The organism is Rhodococcus sp. PAMC28707 (assembly GCF_004795915.1).
GTDB lineage: Bacteria > Actinomycetota > Actinomycetes > Mycobacteriales > Mycobacteriaceae > Rhodococcoides.
In genome coordinates this window covers 757,924-774,025 of sequence record NZ_CP039253.1, presented here as the reverse complement: position 1 = coordinate 774,025, position 16,102 = coordinate 757,924, and the positions used below count along the sequence as shown (strand labels likewise).

Annotated in this window: 18 protein-coding genes; 7 read left to right on the top strand and 11 right to left on the bottom strand. The window is 63.2% G+C overall.

The features are described 5' to 3' along the window. Window positions 1-89 precede the first annotated feature (89 nt). Genes E5720_RS03580 through sdhC form a run of 4 tightly spaced genes read right to left on the bottom strand, consistent with a single transcriptional unit; the run spans window position 90 to window position 3,504 of the window. Entirely contained in the window at window positions 90-869 is a 780-nt protein-coding gene (locus E5720_RS03580) for a succinate dehydrogenase iron-sulfur subunit (protein ID WP_084349039.1), read from the bottom strand. A 1-nt stretch (window position 870) separates the two neighbouring features. After that, window positions 871-2,622 (bottom strand): succinate dehydrogenase flavoprotein subunit, encoded by a 1,752-nt coding sequence (gene sdhA / locus E5720_RS03575; RefSeq protein ID WP_136169504.1) that lies wholly within the window; start codon window positions 2,620-2,622, stop codon window positions 871-873. Between the two features lie 16 nt (window positions 2,623-2,638). Next, window positions 2,639-3,094, bottom strand: a complete 456-nt coding sequence (locus tag E5720_RS03570; protein WP_136169503.1) for a succinate dehydrogenase hydrophobic membrane anchor subunit — start codon at window positions 3,092-3,094, stop codon at window positions 2,639-2,641. Beyond that, window positions 3,094-3,504 (bottom strand): succinate dehydrogenase, cytochrome b556 subunit, encoded by a 411-nt coding sequence (gene sdhC, locus E5720_RS03565; RefSeq protein ID WP_136169502.1) that lies wholly within the window; start codon window positions 3,502-3,504, stop codon window positions 3,094-3,096. The genes E5720_RS03570 and sdhC overlap by 1 nt, the downstream gene beginning before the upstream one ends. Before the next feature lie 262 nt (window positions 3,505-3,766). Here sdhC and E5720_RS03560 point away from each other — a divergent pair, with 262 nt between their 5' ends. From E5720_RS03560 to E5720_RS03550, 3 genes are read left to right on the top strand one after another with little or no spacing between them, the layout of a single operon-like run. Next, a complete protein-coding gene (locus tag E5720_RS03560; RefSeq protein ID WP_136172422.1) occupies window positions 3,767-4,180 on the top strand; it encodes a cytidine deaminase in 414 nt (137 codons plus the stop codon). Further along, window positions 4,173-5,456, top strand: coding sequence for a thymidine phosphorylase (locus E5720_RS03555; protein ID WP_136169501.1), 1,284 nt, complete (start codon window positions 4,173-4,175; stop codon window positions 5,454-5,456). The genes E5720_RS03560 and E5720_RS03555 overlap by 8 nt, the downstream gene beginning before the upstream one ends. Window positions 5,457-5,501: 45 nt before the next feature. Next, the gene (locus E5720_RS03550) at window positions 5,502-6,626 is read left to right on the top strand and encodes an adenosine deaminase (RefSeq protein ID WP_136169500.1); all 1,125 of its coding nucleotides are present in this window, start codon (window positions 5,502-5,504) and stop codon (window positions 6,624-6,626) included. A gap of 7 nt (window positions 6,627-6,633) precedes the next feature. Here the strand turns inward: E5720_RS03550 and E5720_RS03545 are convergent, their stop codons facing one another. The 5 genes from E5720_RS03545 to E5720_RS03525 are packed head-to-tail and all read right to left on the bottom strand — an operon-like array spanning window position 6,634 to window position 9,999. After that, window positions 6,634-7,887, bottom strand: a complete 1,254-nt coding sequence (locus E5720_RS03545; protein ID WP_136169499.1) for a primosomal protein — start codon at window positions 7,885-7,887, stop codon at window positions 6,634-6,636. 15 nt (window positions 7,888-7,902) lie between these two features. Continuing rightward, on the bottom strand, window positions 7,903-8,208 hold the full coding sequence (locus tag E5720_RS03540) for a YbaB/EbfC family nucleoid-associated protein (protein ID WP_247596150.1): 306 nt from the start codon (window positions 8,206-8,208) through the stop codon (window positions 7,903-7,905). Then, complete coding sequence (locus E5720_RS03535) at window positions 8,205-8,528, bottom strand: hypothetical protein (protein WP_136169497.1); 324 nt, start codon at window positions 8,526-8,528, stop codon at window positions 8,205-8,207. Before E5720_RS03535 ends, E5720_RS03540 begins: the two co-directional genes overlap by 4 nt. Beyond that, on the bottom strand, window positions 8,525-9,703 hold the full coding sequence (locus E5720_RS03530) for a C40 family peptidase (RefSeq protein WP_136169496.1): 1,179 nt from the start codon (window positions 9,701-9,703) through the stop codon (window positions 8,525-8,527). The genes E5720_RS03535 and E5720_RS03530 overlap by 4 nt, the downstream gene beginning before the upstream one ends. Next, window positions 9,700-9,999, bottom strand: a complete 300-nt coding sequence (locus tag E5720_RS03525; RefSeq protein ID WP_136169495.1) for a type VII secretion target — start codon at window positions 9,997-9,999, stop codon at window positions 9,700-9,702. Before E5720_RS03525 ends, E5720_RS03530 begins: the two co-directional genes overlap by 4 nt. A 97-nt stretch (window positions 10,000-10,096) precedes the next feature. Between E5720_RS03525 and upp the strand changes: the two genes are divergently transcribed. Next, window positions 10,097-10,720 carry a uracil phosphoribosyltransferase gene (upp, locus tag E5720_RS03520; RefSeq protein WP_136169494.1) on the top strand — a complete coding sequence of 208 codons (624 nt, stop codon included), beginning with the start codon at window positions 10,097-10,099 and terminating at the stop codon, window positions 10,718-10,720. 53 nt (window positions 10,721-10,773) lie between these two features. Then, window positions 10,774-11,619: a DUF2797 domain-containing protein gene (locus E5720_RS03515; RefSeq protein WP_247596149.1), complete on the top strand. Its 846-nt coding sequence runs from the start codon at window positions 10,774-10,776 to the stop codon at window positions 11,617-11,619. Between the two features lie 7 nt (window positions 11,620-11,626). Here the strand turns inward: E5720_RS03515 and E5720_RS03510 are convergent, their stop codons facing one another. Together E5720_RS03510 and E5720_RS03505 are read right to left on the bottom strand one after the other, a co-directional pair. Continuing rightward, the gene (locus E5720_RS03510) at window positions 11,627-13,228 is read right to left on the bottom strand and encodes a phospho-sugar mutase (RefSeq protein WP_136169493.1); all 1,602 of its coding nucleotides are present in this window, start codon (window positions 13,226-13,228) and stop codon (window positions 11,627-11,629) included. After that, entirely contained in the window at window positions 13,225-14,037 is an 813-nt protein-coding gene (locus tag E5720_RS03505) for a purine-nucleoside phosphorylase (protein ID WP_247596282.1), read from the bottom strand. Before E5720_RS03505 ends, E5720_RS03510 begins: the two co-directional genes overlap by 4 nt. 133 nt (window positions 14,038-14,170) lie before the next feature. Here E5720_RS03505 and E5720_RS03500 point away from each other — a divergent pair, with 133 nt between their 5' ends. Next, window positions 14,171-14,875 (top strand): enoyl-CoA hydratase/isomerase family protein, encoded by a 705-nt coding sequence (locus E5720_RS03500; RefSeq protein WP_136169491.1) that lies wholly within the window; start codon window positions 14,171-14,173, stop codon window positions 14,873-14,875. Between the two features lie 50 nt (window positions 14,876-14,925). Continuing rightward, the gene (locus E5720_RS03495) at window positions 14,926-16,098 is read left to right on the top strand and encodes a M20 family metallopeptidase (RefSeq protein ID WP_136169490.1); all 1,173 of its coding nucleotides are present in this window, start codon (window positions 14,926-14,928) and stop codon (window positions 16,096-16,098) included. Window positions 16,099-16,102 lie beyond the last annotated feature (4 nt).

The following is a 16,102-nucleotide window of genomic DNA, read 5'->3' as shown; positions in this document are numbered from 1 at the left end:
GTAGATCTGCTGTCCGACCCGCAAACGCAAGAAAGGCGCATTCATACGATCGAATCGTATGAATGCGCCTTTCACGCGGTTGCGAAAATTTAGCGAGCGAAGAGCAGAGCCCGCTTGACTTCCTGGATCGCCTTCGTCACCTGAATGCCGCGAGGGCAAGCGTCGGTGCAGTTGAAGGTGGTGCGGCAACGCCACACGCCTTCGACGTCGTTGAGGATGTCCAGACGCTCGGATGCACCCTCGTCGCGGCTGTCGAAGATGAACCGGTGTGCGTTGACGATGGCGGCGGGTCCGAAGTAGCTACCGTCGCTCCAGAACACGGGGCACGAGGTGGTGCAGCAAGCGCACAGGATGCACTTGGTGGTGTCGTCGAACCGAGCGCGGTCGGCGGCGGACTGGATCCGCTCACGCGTCGGCTCGTTACCCGTAGTCATCAAGAACGGCTTGACGGCACGGAACGCGTCGAAGAACGGCTCCATGTCGACGATCAGATCCTTCTCGACCGGAAGACCCTTGATGGGCTCGATCGTGATGGTCAGCGACTTCGACGAATCCTTCGGAAGCATGTCGCGCATCAGCACCTTGCAGGCCAGACGGTTGACTCCGTTGATGCGCATCGCATCACTACCGCACACGCCGTGGGCGCAGGAGCGGCGGAAGGTCAGCGTGCCGTCGAGGTAACCCTTGACGTACATCAACAGGTTCAGCAGGCGGTCGGTCGGCAACGTCGGGACCTGAAAGCTGTCCCAGCGCTGTCCGTCGCCGCTCTCCGGATTGAAGCGGGCGATCTTGAGAGTCACCATGACCGCGCCGTTGGGAACGGGCGGCTGCGAGGACTGGTCTGCCTTGTCGAGAGTGGGGGCGCTCATATCAGTACTTCCGCTCCATCGGCTCGTAGCGGGTCTGCACTACCGGCTTGTAGTCCAGACGGATGTCGGTCAGCAGACCTTCGCCTTGCTTGTAGGCCATGGTGTGCTTCATGTATTCCGCGTCGTTGCGGTCCGGGTAGTCCTCACGAGCGTGTCCGCCACGTGATTCCTTGCGGTTGAGTGCACCGACGACGGTGACCTCCGCCATTTCGAGCAGGAAGCCGAGTTCGACTGCCTCGAGGAGGTCGCTGTTGTACCGAGCTCCCTTGTCCTGCACCGTGATGTGGTTGTAACGCTCCTTGAGGGCGCGAACATCCTTCAGTGCGGTCTCGAGTCGCTCCTCGGTACGGAACACCGAGGCGTTGTTGTCCATCGACTGCTGCAGTTCGGTCCGGATGTCGGCCGCACGCTCGTGGCCGTGATCGGACAATACGAGTGCGAGCCATTCTTGGACCATTTTCGCGGGCTCTTCGGGAAGAGGCGTGAAGTCGACCGAGTTGGCGTGCAGAGCTGCGGCGATTCCGGCGCGACGACCGAAGACGTTGATGTCCAGCAGTGAGTTGGTGCCGAGGCGGTTGGCGCCGTGTACCGAAACACATGCACACTCGCCGGCCGCGTACAGGCCGTGCACGATGTCGTCGTTGTTGCGCAGCACCTCACCGTTGATCTTGGTGGGGATACCGCCCATGACGTAGTGGCACGTCGGGTAGACCGGCACGGGCTCCTTGACCGGATCCACACCGAGATAGGTGCGGGAGAACTCCATGATGTCGGGGAGCTTCTCGTCCAGAACTTCTTCTGGGATGTGCGTGACGTCGATGTAGACGTAGTCCTTGTTGGGACCGCCGCCACGCCCTTCGAGAACTTCGAGAACCATCGACCGCGCAACGATGTCGCGGGGTGCGAGATCCTTGATGGTCGGGGCATAGCGCTCCATGAAGCGCTCACCGGATTCGTTACGAAGGATGCCTCCCTCACCGCGAACGGCTTCGGAGATCAGGATCCCAAGACCGGCGAGGCCTGTCGGATGGAACTGATGGAACTCCATGTCTTCGAGCGGGAGGCCCTTACGGAAGACGATGCCCATGCCGTCGCCGGTGAGGGTGTGGGCGTTGGACGTCGTCTTGTACATACGTCCCGAACCGCCGGTTGCGAAGATGATCGACTTGGCGTGGAAGATGTGCAGCTCACCGGTCGACAGTTCGTACGCGATGATGCCGGTGGCTACCGGGCCGTCTTCGGTCTCGGTGAGGCACAGGTCGAGTGCGTAGAACTCGTTGAAGAACTCGACGTCGTGCTTGACGCAGTTCTGGTAGAGCGTCTGCAGGATCATGTGTCCGGTGCGGTCGGCGGCGTAACACGCGCGACGAACGGGCGCCTTGCCGTGGTCACGGGTGTGGCCACCGAACCGGCGCTGGTCGATCTTGCCCTCGGGCGTGCGGTTGAACGGCAGGCCCATCTTCTCGAGGTCGAGAACGGCGTCGATCGCTTCCTTGGCCATGATCTCCACAGCGTCCTGGTCGGCGAGATAGTCGCCACCCTTGACGGTATCGAACGTGTGCCACTCCCAGTTGTCTTCCTCGACATTGGCCAGCGCTGCGCACATTCCGCCCTGAGCTGCGCCGGTATGCGAACGAGTGGGGTAGAGCTTGGTCAGAACTGCGGTGCGGGCGCGGGGCCCGGCCTCGATGGCCGCTCGCATGCCTGCGCCACCGGCGCCGACGATGAGCACGTCATAACGATATTCCTGCATGAATGCTTCAGTTCCCTTAGCTCGCCGAAATGTTCGGATCGAAGGTGAAGATGACGTACGTACCCAGTCCCATGATGAGAATCATGGACAGCACGAGCAGTGTCGTCAGCCAGAATCGCGTCGAATCCTTGCGTGAATAGTCCGCGATGATCGTCCGCAGACCGTTGCCGCCATGCAACTGAGCAAGCCAGAGCATGGAGAGGTCCCAGAACTGCCAGAACGGGCTCGACCAGCGGCCCGCTACGAATGCGAAGTTGATGCGGTGCACACCCTCGTCGAGCATCAGCATGATGAACATGTGGCCCAGGACGAGGACGACGAGCGCCAGCCCTGAGAAGCGCATGAACAGCCACGCGTAGAGCTCGAAGTTGCTCCTCGACTTACGGCGCGGGGAACGTGGGTTGTCCAGACTTGCCGGACGGTCGTAGATCCTGCCGAGGGACTTGGCCTCGGGTCCGTGTGTCATTGCCATCAGTGCCCGCTCGCTGTGAACATGTTGTAGAAGATTCTTCCTGCCCCCGGAACCATGACCGCGATCCATACCGCGGCGATGACCCACAACATCAGCTTCTGGTACTTCGGTCCCTTGGACCAGAAGTCCACCAGCATGACGCGAATACCGTTGAGTGCGTGATAGAGCACCGCAGCGACGAGACCGAGCTCCATCAAGCCCACGAGTGGGGTCTTGTAGGTGTCGATGATCGCGTCGTACGTTTCGGGGTTGACACGAACCATTGCCGTGTCCAAGACGTGGACGAACAGGAAGAAGAACGTCAACACGCCCGTGATTCGGTGTAAGACCCAGGACCACATTCCCGGATCACCGCGGTACAGCGACCGCTTTCGCTCCTTGGCCGGAGCGGCTTCCGTCGTGCTACTCATCGAGTGCAATGCCTCCAACGTCATTGATGGACGCATCGAGCCTGGGCCCCGGACTGTGACCGGCTCGATTTGTCTTACTCCGGCTCAACGGTTAAAGAAGAGCCTCCTTCTTCGAACTGTAATCCCCATGGAAACGCGGAACTAATTCGACTCGAGGTTCGTACCGACCCGAAAATCTTTGTTAGGTATGCCTTCCCAATTTTACGTGATGGGTTCAGTAGCGAGGCTGCACGTGACGAGTGTTCGTGATTTGATTGCAGGTATGCCGGAAATCGACTGGAAACCCTTGCGAGACAGCGCTCATCGGGTAATGAGGCAAGCCTATGCACCCTATTCGAACTACCCTGTGGGTGCGGCCGCGCTCGTAGACGATGACCGAATCGTGACGGGATGCAATGTGGAAAATGTCTCATATGGTTTGGGCCTGTGCGCAGAGTGTGGATTGGTCTCGAACTTGCATTCCACTGGCGGCGGACGTCTGATCGCCTTCACCTGCTGTGACAGTCGCGGAGCAAAGCTGATGCCGTGCGGCCGATGTAGGCAACTTCTGTTCGAGTTCGGTGGCGCACAGTTGATCGTCGACACCGACGCGGGCCCTGTGTCGCTGGGCGATCTACTGCCCTCCGCATTCGGCCCCGATGATCTCGCAGCGGGACGGGAGAGCGAGCATGTCTGACGCCGTATCGATCATCGCCGCCAAGCGCGACGGACACATACTGACCAAGCGGCAGATCGACTGGGTCATCGACGGGTTCACTCGCGGCACCGTCGCCGACGAGCAGATGTCCGCACTCGCGATGGCGATTCTCTGGCGCGGTCTCGACCGGAGAGAGCTGAGCGACTGGACGGCCGCGATGATCGACTCGGGCAGCAGGATGGACTTCTCCGATATCGCTCGACCGACCGTCGACAAGCATTCGACCGGAGGCGTCGGCGACAAGATCACCCTGCCGTTGGCTCCGCTCGTCGCCGCATGTGGAGCGGCGGTGCCGCAGCTGTCCGGTCGGGGCCTCGGCCATACCGGTGGCACCCTCGACAAGCTCGAGTCCATCGCTGGGTGGCGCGCCGATCTGAGCGCAGCGGAAATCCACTCGATTCTGGCCGATTCGGCTGTGGGCGCGGTGGTGTGCGCAGCGGGCGCAGACCTGGCGCCCGCGGACAAGAGGCTCTACGCACTTCGCGACGTCACCGGAACCGTCGAATCCATTCCCCTGATCGCCAGCTCGATCATGAGCAAGAAGATCGCCGAGGGAACCAGCGGACTGGTGCTCGACGTCAAGGTCGGGGCAGGCGCCTTCATGAAGAACATCGACGATGCTCGTGAACTCGCCACAGCCATGGTTGCTCTCGGCTCCGATGCCGGGGTGCGCACGGTCGCACTTCTCACCGCTATGGATGCCCCGCTGGGGATGACTGCGGGCAACGCTCTCGAAGTCGAGGAATCGCTCGAGGTGCTGAGCGGCGGCGGCCCCGCGGACATCGTCGAGCTGACGATCACACTGGCCCGAACCATGCTGACCGTGGCCGGTATCGAGGGAATCGACCCCGCGGACAAGCTTGCCGACGGCTCCGCCATGGATCGGTGGCGAGCGATGGTGGCCGCCCAGGGTGGCGATCCGGATGCGCCGCTTCCAGTGGCGAAGGAATCTCGGACCGTCACGGCAGAGCAGGACGGTTTCATCACCGAACTCGACGCCATGGCGGTGGGCGTCGCGGCCTGGAGGTTGGGCGCCGGACGTGAGCGCCAGGGCGAGCCCGTTCAGGCCGGTGCGGGGGTACGCCTGCATGCCAAGCCGGGGGATCGAGTTGTCGCCGGCCAGCAACTCGCCACGCTCTATACCGACACACCGGAGAAGTTCGACTATGCAACCGAGGCGATCAGTGCGGCCTGGAGCATCGGTCACTCCGCGCCCGGAATATCGCCCATCGTGCTCGATCGTGTCGGACGGTAGGTCGAGCCCAGGACAGCTCGGACTCGGCGGGCTACCGTTCACGGTATGAGCACCGCCGAGATTTTTTCGACACTTTCCGGCGGCGCGATGCCGCTCGACTCCAGTTCCATCAAGACTGCTCCGAAAGCGCTGCTGCACGATCATCTCGATGGTGGATTGCGCCCGCAGACGGTTCTCGAACTCGCCGATCAGTGCGGATACGACGGTCTTCCAGCGACCGATGGCGCGGCGCTGGGGGAGTGGTTCCGCAATGCCGCCGACAGCGGTTCGCTCGAGCGGTATCTCGAGACTTTTGCCCACACCGTTGCGGTGATGCAGACGCCCGAGGGTCTTTCGCGGGTAGCCCAGGAGTGCGCCGAGGATCTGGCCGACGACTCGGTCGTCTACGCCGAGGTTCGATTCGCACCCGAACAGCATCTCGAGCGGGGACTCTCGCTGGACGAGGTCGTCGAACATGTACTGGCGGGCTTTCGTGCCGGAGAATCTGCAGCGCAAGTGAAAGGCAAGCGAATTCGGGTGGGGTGCCTGCTCACCGCCATGCGACATGCCGCACGCTCGCGGGAGATCGCCGAACTGGCCGTACGGTTCCGTGACCGCGGCGTCGTCGGCTTCGACATCGCCGGTGCCGAGGCAGGGTTCCCTCCGAGTCGCCACCTCGCCGCGTTCGAATACATGCGAGCAGCCAACGCACACTTCACAATTCATGCCGGCGAGGCCTTCGGTCTGCCGTCCATTCAAGAGGCTGTCGCATTCTGCGGCACGGATCGGCTCGGTCACGGTGTCCGGATAACCGACGACATCACCGTCGCGCCCGACGGCACGGCATCACTGGGACTACTCGCCGCCTACGTTCGGGATACGCGGATGCCCCTCGAATTGTGTCCGAGTTCGAACGTGCAGACCGGAGCCGTGGAGAGCCTGCAGAAGCATCCGTTCGATCTGCTTGCCAGACTCCGGTTCCGTGTCACGGTGAACACCGACAATCGGCTCATGAGCGACACCTCGATGAGCCGTGAAATGCACAAGCTGGTCACCACATTCGGCTACGGATGGACCGATCTCGAGCGCTTCACCATCAACGCCATGAAGTCGGCCTTCATCCCGTTCGACGAGCGTCTCGAGATCATCGACGACATCGTCAAGCCCGGCTACGCAGTACTGATCGGCTAGCGGAACTTCACTCCTTGCGCAGACGACCCTCGAACTCGCGCTCGAGTTCACGCCACGCCTCCGACTCGACATGGAACGGGGCACTGGGCGCGAGCCTGTTCGGATCGGGCTCGAGAGTGTAGGACACGAACCAGCCCAGCGGGGTGGAACTCGCCAGTGCCGTTTCGACGGAATCGTCCTCCGCGAAGTCGGCTGCGTCGGTGAACAACTCCACTGCAAGATCGAGCTGATCCGCGTCGACGGCCGTGGGCCCGTCGGCCAGATCGTCCGCCAGTCCGGGAAGGACGTACACGTTCTCGTCGGTCACCTCGATACGGAGCGATCCGTCCACCGCGGCGGTCTGTACTTCGGCGTACGTACTCACCTTTGCCAGTTCGTGGTCATGGTCGTCGGCGAGGTAGCGAGCCAGTGCGCGTTCGGATCCGAAGACGGTGATGGCGCCTGCGCGGCCGAGGAAGATCGGATCGTCGTCGATGTAGCAGCGCAGTGTGTACAGCGTTTCGTCCGAGGTGATGATCCGGATCGGGTCGATGCCGACAGAGGTCCAGAAGCTCTCCTCCGCGGCTGCGTCGGCGATGGGATCCGGAGTTTCGTCGTCGGTCTCGTCGTCGTCATCGGTTTCGTCGTCGTTCGATACATCGTCGACATCGACGATGTTCTCCGCGGCCGCGAGCAGTTCCGCTTCGGCCACGTCGACGGCCGCGCTGTCGACATCGGGTGTCGTCACGACCGAGTCGATGGCGTCGATCACCGCACCCCAACTCTTCGCGATCGAGGTGCCGATCCGATCCCAGAGGTCCTGACCGTCCTTGCCCAGGTATGCCTCCACGCCCATTCCCACTGATCCCAGATGTGGGTTACCGGCGAAAAATGCGGTGACCGTGCTCAGTTCACAGACATCACCGAGGGTCTGGACCATTTCGAAGGTTGCCGCGAGCTCGCTGAGGACATCGGAGTCGGGATCCTCGGCGACCAGTTCGGGAACACCGACGAGGTCGAAACGGTGAAGATCATCGGGTTCGAGTTCATTGGCTGCGAGAGCCGAGACCACGGTCCACGAGGGGTGGTCGACGAGGTCGTTGTCGCTGTCGTTTCTGATGAACGCCGCGAGGTGCGCGACGGCCTCGAATCCGTAGAGGTCCTCGTCGCGTCCGAGGAATGCTTCCCACTCGTCGTCTCCTTCGTGCCACTCCGGAGCCCAGAGGGTGACGAAGTTGCCGCGGGTGAGACAGAGTTCGATCGGGATGATGTCGCCAGCCATGGCCGGAAGCCTATCTCAGGTCGCCGATAGTGAACTTCGCATCCGTTCGAGGATCCGCCGACGCTGGTCGAGTGCGTCGCGAGCAGCCGCGGCGGCGACTCCGGTGATGGACTCGGTGAGTTTCCGTGCGGACTGGCGAGAGAGATCTTCGGCCAATTCCAGACCCACCATGGCCCCGGTGCTGTCGACCGTCACACCGACCAGCCCATCTGCCGAATGCCTGGTGATACGCAGGTGTACGAGCCCCTCCGACGCGAGGTGCATGGTGTCCAGGGCGAGGTCGGCTCGGGACACAAGTGCTTCGACGGCGTTGTCGGTCATACCGACCTCAGCCAACTCGTCGGTGCAGGTTCTACGTCCAGTCGTCGATTTTCTTCAGCGGCTACCGTCGATGCCCGCGGCAGCCCGAGGCGATCGAGAATGTGGGCCTCCATACCGTCGTTTTCGAGAAGGGTGCGGCGCTCGGCTTGCGCGAGTTCGGTGGCACGCGCGCACAAGTGCAGGATTGTTCGGGCCAATTCTGTTCCACCGTAGTGGAATTCGCTTCGATCGACATGGATTTCCGTCGGGGTCCCACTTTCGGTGGCTCGGACGCGAACCGAGTCCGAGCGCGTGGCAGCAGTAGCCGAGATCTCGATCATTCGGTCGGCCTGTAGAAACCTTTGAAGCCCATACCGCTGTTGGTCGTTCGGATATCGCTGACCTGCACTGGATCTCCAGCTTCGACGAATTGTCCGTTACCGATCACCATGGCGACATGGCCGTCCCAGATTGCAAGATCTCCGGGCATGAGCTCGTCCTGGGTCACCGGGGTGCCGATATCTTGCTCCTGCGCCAGCCGGGGGAGCTCGACCCCCTGCTCCGCGTAGGCCCACTGAGTGAGGCCGCTGCAATCGAGGCCGCGGCCCGGTTCGGTGCCGCCCCACACGTACGGCGTGCCCTGTTGACTCAGTGCGTTTCGGACCGCGCCTGCTGCCTGTTCGTTCGGAGCCGTCACGACGCTTCCGTCAGGTAGCGCGACCTCGACGCCCGTGCCCTTCGCACCGACGTCACCGGGCTCTCGTGGTGTTGCGCCGCTGTACATCGCCGGCCCCTGATTCGGCATCGTTGCGGTGGGTGACGTCGTTGCGTTGGGTGAGGAAAGCAGGTTCGAGGCGCTGTCCGGGGTCATCGACGACGGGGGAGCGGACACCGATTGAGCGAAGTTGCGCACGAACTGGCCTGCAGGATCCGAACTCGCGGGTGCTGTCGGTGCAGGCCCGGCCGGTGGCGCTGCGGCAGGTGGTGTCGAAGCTTCGGTGCCTGCAGGGGCAGGTACCGAGGGCGGCGCGAGATAACGCCCGACCTCGGCTGCGTGCACTGCAAGCTCGGCTCGAACCCGCGCCACGACGGCAAGGGCGCGTTCCAAGTGCTCGATGGCTGCCGCGATGACCATCGACTGACCGGCAGGGGTGAACAGGACTGGGGCTGCCGCGACGGCAATGGACACGAACGACTGAAGTATTCCGTTCAGTTCGAGAATTCCGGTCTGGACCTTCTCACACGCTCGATCCACGACCGCAGCGATCTCGTTTCCGTGATCGGCAAGTGCGATGGCGCTCGTGTGGGCGGCCCCAGCCAGCTCGATTGCTGCTACTGCTGCGGGCCCGCTCCATGAACCTGCCAGCTCGGCCACAGCGTTCACCCCGATCCGCTCGACCGCATCCAATGCGGAGGAGGAAGAGCGAATGACGTCGGCGGGCCCACCGGTGGGAATCTCACCCGATCCGAAGGCGCCGAGGAGGTCGATGATCGGGCGAGTCAGAACGTCGATCACAGTAGGCGCCCGGCTGCCGCTGCGTCGGTTGCCTGATAACCGGCAGCCGAACCAGCGGCTGCGCTACCGATGCTGCCCAGTACTTCGGCCAGACGTGCCAACGCAGCGGTGTGGGCGGAGTGGGTGCCGGTGAATGCGGCGAGGAACTCACTGCCGATCGCCCCGAACACCGGCGTCAGGACGGCAGGACCGCAGGCTGTGGCCGCTGCGGCGGCGCTCGTCACTTGCGCGGACATCGTCCCGGCCGTCGCGGAATACGCGAGTATTCCAGCCGCTGTTGCCGATACTTCTGCCATCGGTGTTCCCCTCGGGACTGTTCTGCATCTGAAATGGATCTACACAGGTTTTGACGCAAGTGAGGCCCGATCGGTTCCCGCACTTATCCTTCTTCTCATGGATACACATGTCGTCGAACATCCCTTGGCTGCTGCCCTACTGACGACGATGCGCGACGAGCGCAGCGACAACGCAACTTTTCGGTCGGCGCTGCGCCAGCTCACCCACATGTTGGTGTACGAGGCCACCAGGGACGCCGCGATCACCACCTTCGAGGTGAAGACGCCGGTTGCTCTCACGCAGGGCACCCGTCTGTCGCAGCCGCCGCTGCTCGTGCCGGTCTTGCGTGCCGGGCTCGGCATGGTCGAGAAGGCGAGCAGCTTGATTCCTCAGTCCCGCGTCGGCTTCGTCGGAATGGCGCGCGACGAGAAGACCCATGAGCCGGTGCCGTACATGGAATCGCTGCCCGAGGATCTGTCGAGCACACCGGTCTACGTTCTCGATCCGATGCTTGCCACCGGTGGCTCGATGGTGCGCACCATCGAGTTGTTGGTGGAGCGAGGCGCGGCGGATGTCACTGCAATTTGCGTGGTGGTTGCCCCCGAGGGGGTCGCTGCACTCGAGAACTCGGGCCTACCGGTTCGGCTCGTCACCGCCAGTATCGACGATCGACTCAACGACGATGCCTTCATCGTTCCGGGTCTCGGTGATGCGGGCGACCGCCAGTTCGGTCCGCGCTGAGCACGTCACTCGTCCTCGGTGTCACCTGGCCGGCCAGTGAAGGCGACCCACGATTGCGCGTCGTAGATGTCCTCTCGCGTGAGGTCGATTACGTGGAACTGCGCGGCGGTCGTGTCGGGTTCGAGGCGCTCGGGCCGCAGCGGTGGTGTACGGGGCGAATCGCATTCCGCAAAGGGGCGCCCTCCGAGTACGTTCCGTGTCCCGAGCAGTTGCCGGTCGAGACAGGTTCGCAGTGCGAAGGGTGCGAGTCGAAGGACTCGTTTCGCTTCGTCCACACGATCCATCGCGGAGGCTTCGTCTCCCGTGAGCTCGAAGCCCATGTGATGCAGCCACATTGGTTGTACATCGCGACCTTTGCGAACGGTGTGCACAAGGTCGGCACCGCGGCCGACACCCGCAAATGGGGCAGGCTCGCCGAGCAAGGGGCCATGTGCGCGCGCTATGTCGCGTGGGCAGCGGACGGAAAGGTGGTTCGGGTACTCGAAGATAGGGTGACCGAGCAACTACAGGTGCGGCAGTCCGTGCGATCCTCGATCAAAGCTGCGGCGCTCGCACTGCCCGTCGACACCGCCCGTCTCGACGCTGCGACGGCAGCTCTGGCCGATAGAGTGCGGAACTCCATCGCCCCGCCGATCGGTGACGACACCTATCGCACGGTGGACGAATCATGGCAGGTAGCCGGATTCCGTGAACTCGCGACAGGCAACCGCGTCTCCTATCCGAGCGACCTCACGATCGGCCCGCACGGCTTCACTGTGCGCGCATGCATCGGACAAGCTGCGGTGGTGGACGTCGACGGCGCTTCCTACGTGGTGGACCTGCACGAGTTGAAGGGCCGTCGGGTTCGGTTCGGTGATTACCGATCCACGTTGCCTGCGGTTCAGTCCGCACTGTTCTAGAACAGGATCACAGGCTGGTCGCGAACTTCCTCAACGTTGCGAGTACAGCGTCGGCTTCGGCGCGCACGGCCGACAAGTCTGCGCGGTCGCGGACCGGGAGAACGACCTCGAGGTACGCCTTGACCTTCGGTTCGGTTCCCGACGGACGCACGATGACACGGATGCCGTCTCCTGCCAATTCGACGGCATCGGTCCGCAGGGGGCCGTCGTCGGCGAGGAGGTCGGTGACCGCGATGGAGGTGCCCGCCAGTTCGGTAGGTGGATCCGCGCGGAGCCGCTCCATCATGGTCGCGATCTCCGCGAGATCATCCACTCGGGTGGAGACTTGCGCTCCGGCGTGAACACCGAATTCGAGCGCCAGGTCGTCGAGGACATCGCTCAATGTGCGGTTCTCTGCCGCGAGCAAGGCGACGAGGTCCGCGAGGACGACAGCTGCCGAGATCCCGTCCTTGTCGTTGACGAAAGACGGGTCCACGCAGTGGCCGATTGCTTCCTCGTAGGCGTAGACCAGACCTTGGCCGGCGCGAACCAGCCACTTGAATCCGGTCAACGTACGCGCGTAGCGCGCGCCACGAGCAGGGGCGAGTACGGAGAGAAGTCGAGAAGAAACGATGGTGTTCGCGACCAACGAGTTCGGTGGCGCAGTGTGGAGTATGTGGTTGGCCAGCAGCGCTCCGGTTTCGTCTCCGCTGAGCATTCGCCACCCCGACGGCCCCGGCACGCCTATCGCGCATCGATCTGCGTCGGGATCGAGTGCAATCGCGACATCTGCCTTCACCTCGGCGGCAAGGGTCAACAGTTTTTTCGCTGCACCGGGCTCTTCCGGGTTGGGAAAGGCGACGGTCGGGAACTCGGGATCGGGCTCGAATTGATCGGCCACAACATGGACGTCTCGGAATCCGAGGCCGCGTAGTGCAGTGAGCGCGACGTCGCCCCCGACGCCGTGCAGAGGCGTCAGAGCAATCCGAATGTTGCGCTTCTGTGAACGGACCAGCGCAGGAAGTCGGTCCAGATATTGTGCGGTGACGCTCGATCCACCCGGTGAGACGAAGGTGCGGGGCACGTCCACTGCGGGACCGACGGCGGCGATCTCGGCCTCGATTTCCTTGTCGACCGGCGGGATGATTTGTGCACCACCACGGAGGTAGACCTTGTAACCGTTGTCGGCAGCAGGGTTGTGCGAGGCGGTGATCTGGACGCCGAGGTCGGCATCGAGCGAGCGGACCGCGAATGCGAGTACCGGTGTAGGCAGTGGTCGAGGTAGTAGAACTACAGAAAAGTCCTGTGCAGCAAAGGTTTCCGCGGCTGCAGCGGCAAAGGTATCCGATCCGTGCCGTGCATCACGGCCCACGACGACGGTCGATCCGCCCAGACCCTGCTTCTGCAGCCACGCGGCAATCCCCATCGAGGTGCGCACCACGACGGCGACATTCATCCCGTTGGGACCGGCTCGAACCTCGCCGCGCAGACCCGCCGTGCCGAAGCTCAACGGAGCGCGAAACCTCTCGCGTAGTTCGTCTTTCGGCAGTGAAGCCAATTCCGCACGCGTCGACGGATCGGGATCACCTGCGATCCACTCCGCGACCTGATTCGTCAATTCGGCCGTCACAGCGTCGACACCAGCCGATACAGAAATTCACCCATGCGCGAAGCTGCGGTCTTCCCTGCTGCGAGCACCTCTTTGTGGTCGAGGTGGTCACCGGTCATTCCTGCGGCAAGATTGGTGACGAGAGAAAGCCCGAGAACCCTCGCTCCGAGGGCCCGCGCTGCGATCGTCTCGTGGACGGTGGACATACCGACCAGATCGGCACCCATGGTGCGCAACATTCGAATCTCGGCGGGCGTTTCGTAATGTGGCCCTGGCAGCCCCGCGTACACGCCCTCTTCCAGTGAAGGATCGATGCGGCGCGCCAGTGCGCGAAGTTCCGGCGAGTAGGCGTCGACCAGGTCGACGAACTCGGCACCCGTCAACGGCGAGCGTGCGGTGAGATTGAGATGATCGGAGATGAGAACCGGTTGGCCGACGTCCATTCCATCTCGGATTCCACCCGCGGCGTTGGTGAGAACGACGGTGGTAGCTCCGGCCACGATTGCCGTGCGCACCGGATGGACGACTCGGGCCAAGTCGTGCCCTTCGTATGCGTGGGTACGGCCCTGCAACAGCAGCGTATGGGTGCCGTCGACGCTCACCGAGGTGACGGTTCCGGAGTGCCCGGATGCGGAGGGAGGAGTGAAGCCCGGAAGGTCGGCCATGGCGATGCTCGCAGTCGGGGAACCGAAACGATCCGCTGCGGCCTGCCAGCCGGATCCCAGCACGATCGCCACCGCATGAGTGGCGACGCCGGTGGCTTCCGCAATCGCTGCTGCGGCGAGCGCTGCAGCGCCCTGCGGATCGAGGGTCGGATCTGCTGCGTCGATATTCGTTGTTGCCACGGGGAGCAACCCTAGGAGATGCGCGACAGTTTCTGCAGTAGGCCATGCGTTGCCCTCGGCGGAGGCTCGGGCGGGCAGACCTTGACCGGCTGAAGTTACCGCCGGGTAGTATCCCTCCATGCCTTATCTCGAACATGACGGTGACGTGCACATCCTTTACCTCGGTGCGCAGGACTCAGCTCAGAACCCGGAGAACCGGTTTCATCCGGACTGGATCGAGGGCGTTCACGCTCTTCTCGACGAGGTCGAATCGATATCGGGGCCCGGGGCGCTGGTGACCACCGCGACCGGAAAATTCTTCACCAACGGTCTCGACACCGACTGGCTTTTTGCCAACCTCGACAAGATCACCGGCTACCTGGACCGGGTACACACGCTCTACACCCGCCTGCTCACGTTCCCGATGGCGACGGTCGCAGCTGTTCAAGGTCACGCGTTCGGCGCAGGGGCCATGTTTGCGACGGCCCACGACTTCCGGGTGGTCCGCGCCGACCGCGGCTTCTACTGCCTGCCCGAGGTGAACCTGAACATGCCGTTCACCGTGGGCATGTCAGCCCTGATCACCAGCAGACTCCCCAAGCAGACGGCCGTCGAGGCAATGACCACGGGTCGACGCTTCGGCGGAGCAGACGCCGTCGCAGCCGGTATCGCCGACGTCGCTGTTGCCGAGGACGCCGTGTTGTCCTCCGCTGTCGAGCGCGCTACGGCGTTGACGAGCACGCGCGGTGACAACCTTGCGGGAATCAAGCGCGCTATCCACGGCGATCTTCTTGCCGCGCTGAACACACCGACCGAAGAGAGTAATTTCGCCTTCGGCAAGTAATCGGCCGCGCTGAATTCAGCTGCGGAGAGCACTAGTGACAGACTGAGCCGGTGATCGCCGAGACCGATGCTGGTGTGCAGCGTGCTGCACCCGACCTGCTTGCGTTGTCGCACTCGATTCACTCCGAGCCGGAACTCGCGTTCGAAGAGCACCGCAGTGCAGCGAAGGTCTGCGACCTTCTTCGCGATCATGGCTTCGCCGTCCACACTGGCGTCGCCGATCTGCCGACCGCGTTCACCGCGACGTATGGCAGTGGCGAGTTGGTTATCGCACTCTGCGCTGAATACGACGCATTGCCGGAGATCGGCCACGCCTGCGGCCACAACATCATCGCCGCATCCGCTGCCGGCGCGGCGATTGCGTTGGCTTCGCTCGCCGAGCGGCTCGGCATCACCATTCGAGTACTCGGAACTCCTGCCGAGGAAAGTGGTGGGGGGAAAGTGCTGATGCTCGAACGCGGCGTCTTCGACGGTGTTGCCGCGGCACTGATGGTTCACCCCGGACCGATCGACATCGTGGGTGCAACATCACTTGCGTTGTCCGACATAGCCGTATCGTTCACCGGCCGCACCGCACACGCATCTGCAGCCCCCGAGTGGGGAATCAATGCCGGTGATGCGGTGACCATCAGTCAAGTTGCCATCGGCCTGCTGCGTCAGCACCTGGCGCCGGGGCAACAGTTGCACGGAATCGTGACCGAGGGTGGTCTCGCGCCCAACATCGTGCCCGGGCACGCCGAGCTTGCCTACTACCTGCGCGCGAACACCTCGGAATCATTGGCTGCGTTGACCTCGAAGGCGCATGCGTGTTTCCAGGCGGGTGCGATCGCTACCGGTTGCACCCATCGGATTCGCACCGTATCGCCGATCTACACAGAGCTGACACCCGATCCGTGGCTCACCGCCACCTATCGAGATGAGGTCGAGTCGATCGGCCGCACACCCCTGGCACTCGAGTTGGAAGGATCTCGCCCTCTGGGCAGCACCGATATGGGAAATGTGACGAAGGTTCTGCCCGGGATCCACCCGGTGATCGGTCTCGACTCGGGTGGCGCCGTCACGCACCAGCCGGAGTTCGCCGCAGCGTGCATCACCGAGTCGGCGGACACCGCCGTACTCGACGGCGCCCGATTGCTTGCGCGAACGGTGGTTCGTACGGCCCTCGACGCAGACACACGGAGCCGGTTGCTCGAAGGTGTCGAAGCACGGATGACGGCTCGATGACCGA

Coding starts and splice junctions, on each gene's coding strand:
- E5720_RS03555 (WP_136169501.1), top strand. CDS start 4,173: ATGTCTGACGCCGTATCGATCATCGCCGCCAAGCGCGACGGACACATA.
- E5720_RS03570 (WP_136169503.1), bottom strand. CDS start 3,094: ATGGCAATGACACACGGACCCGAGGCCAAGTCCCTCGGCAGGATCTAC.
- upp (WP_136169494.1), top strand. CDS start 10,097: ATGGATACACATGTCGTCGAACATCCCTTGGCTGCTGCCCTACTGACG.
- E5720_RS03560 (WP_136172422.1), top strand. CDS start 3,767: ATGCCGGAAATCGACTGGAAACCCTTGCGAGACAGCGCTCATCGGGTA.
- sdhC (WP_136169502.1), bottom strand. CDS start 3,504: ATGAGTAGCACGACGGAAGCCGCTCCGGCCAAGGAGCGAAAGCGGTCG.
- E5720_RS03540 (WP_247596150.1), bottom strand. CDS start 8,208: ATGACCGACAACGCCGTCGAAGCACTTGTGTCCCGAGCCGACCTCGCC.
- E5720_RS03550 (WP_136169500.1), top strand. CDS start 5,502: ATGAGCACCGCCGAGATTTTTTCGACACTTTCCGGCGGCGCGATGCCG.
- E5720_RS03580 (WP_084349039.1), bottom strand. CDS start 869: ATGAGCGCCCCCACTCTCGACAAGGCAGACCAGTCCTCGCAGCCGCCC.
- E5720_RS03545 (WP_136169499.1), bottom strand. CDS start 7,887: ATGGCTGGCGACATCATCCCGATCGAACTCTGTCTCACCCGCGGCAAC.
- E5720_RS03500 (WP_136169491.1), top strand. CDS start 14,171: ATGCCTTATCTCGAACATGACGGTGACGTGCACATCCTTTACCTCGGT.
- E5720_RS03525 (WP_136169495.1), bottom strand. CDS start 9,999: ATGGCAGAAGTATCGGCAACAGCGGCTGGAATACTCGCGTATTCCGCG.
- sdhA (WP_136169504.1), bottom strand. CDS start 2,622: ATGCAGGAATATCGTTATGACGTGCTCATCGTCGGCGCCGGTGGCGCA.
- E5720_RS03535 (WP_136169497.1), bottom strand. CDS start 8,528: ATGATCGAGATCTCGGCTACTGCTGCCACGCGCTCGGACTCGGTTCGC.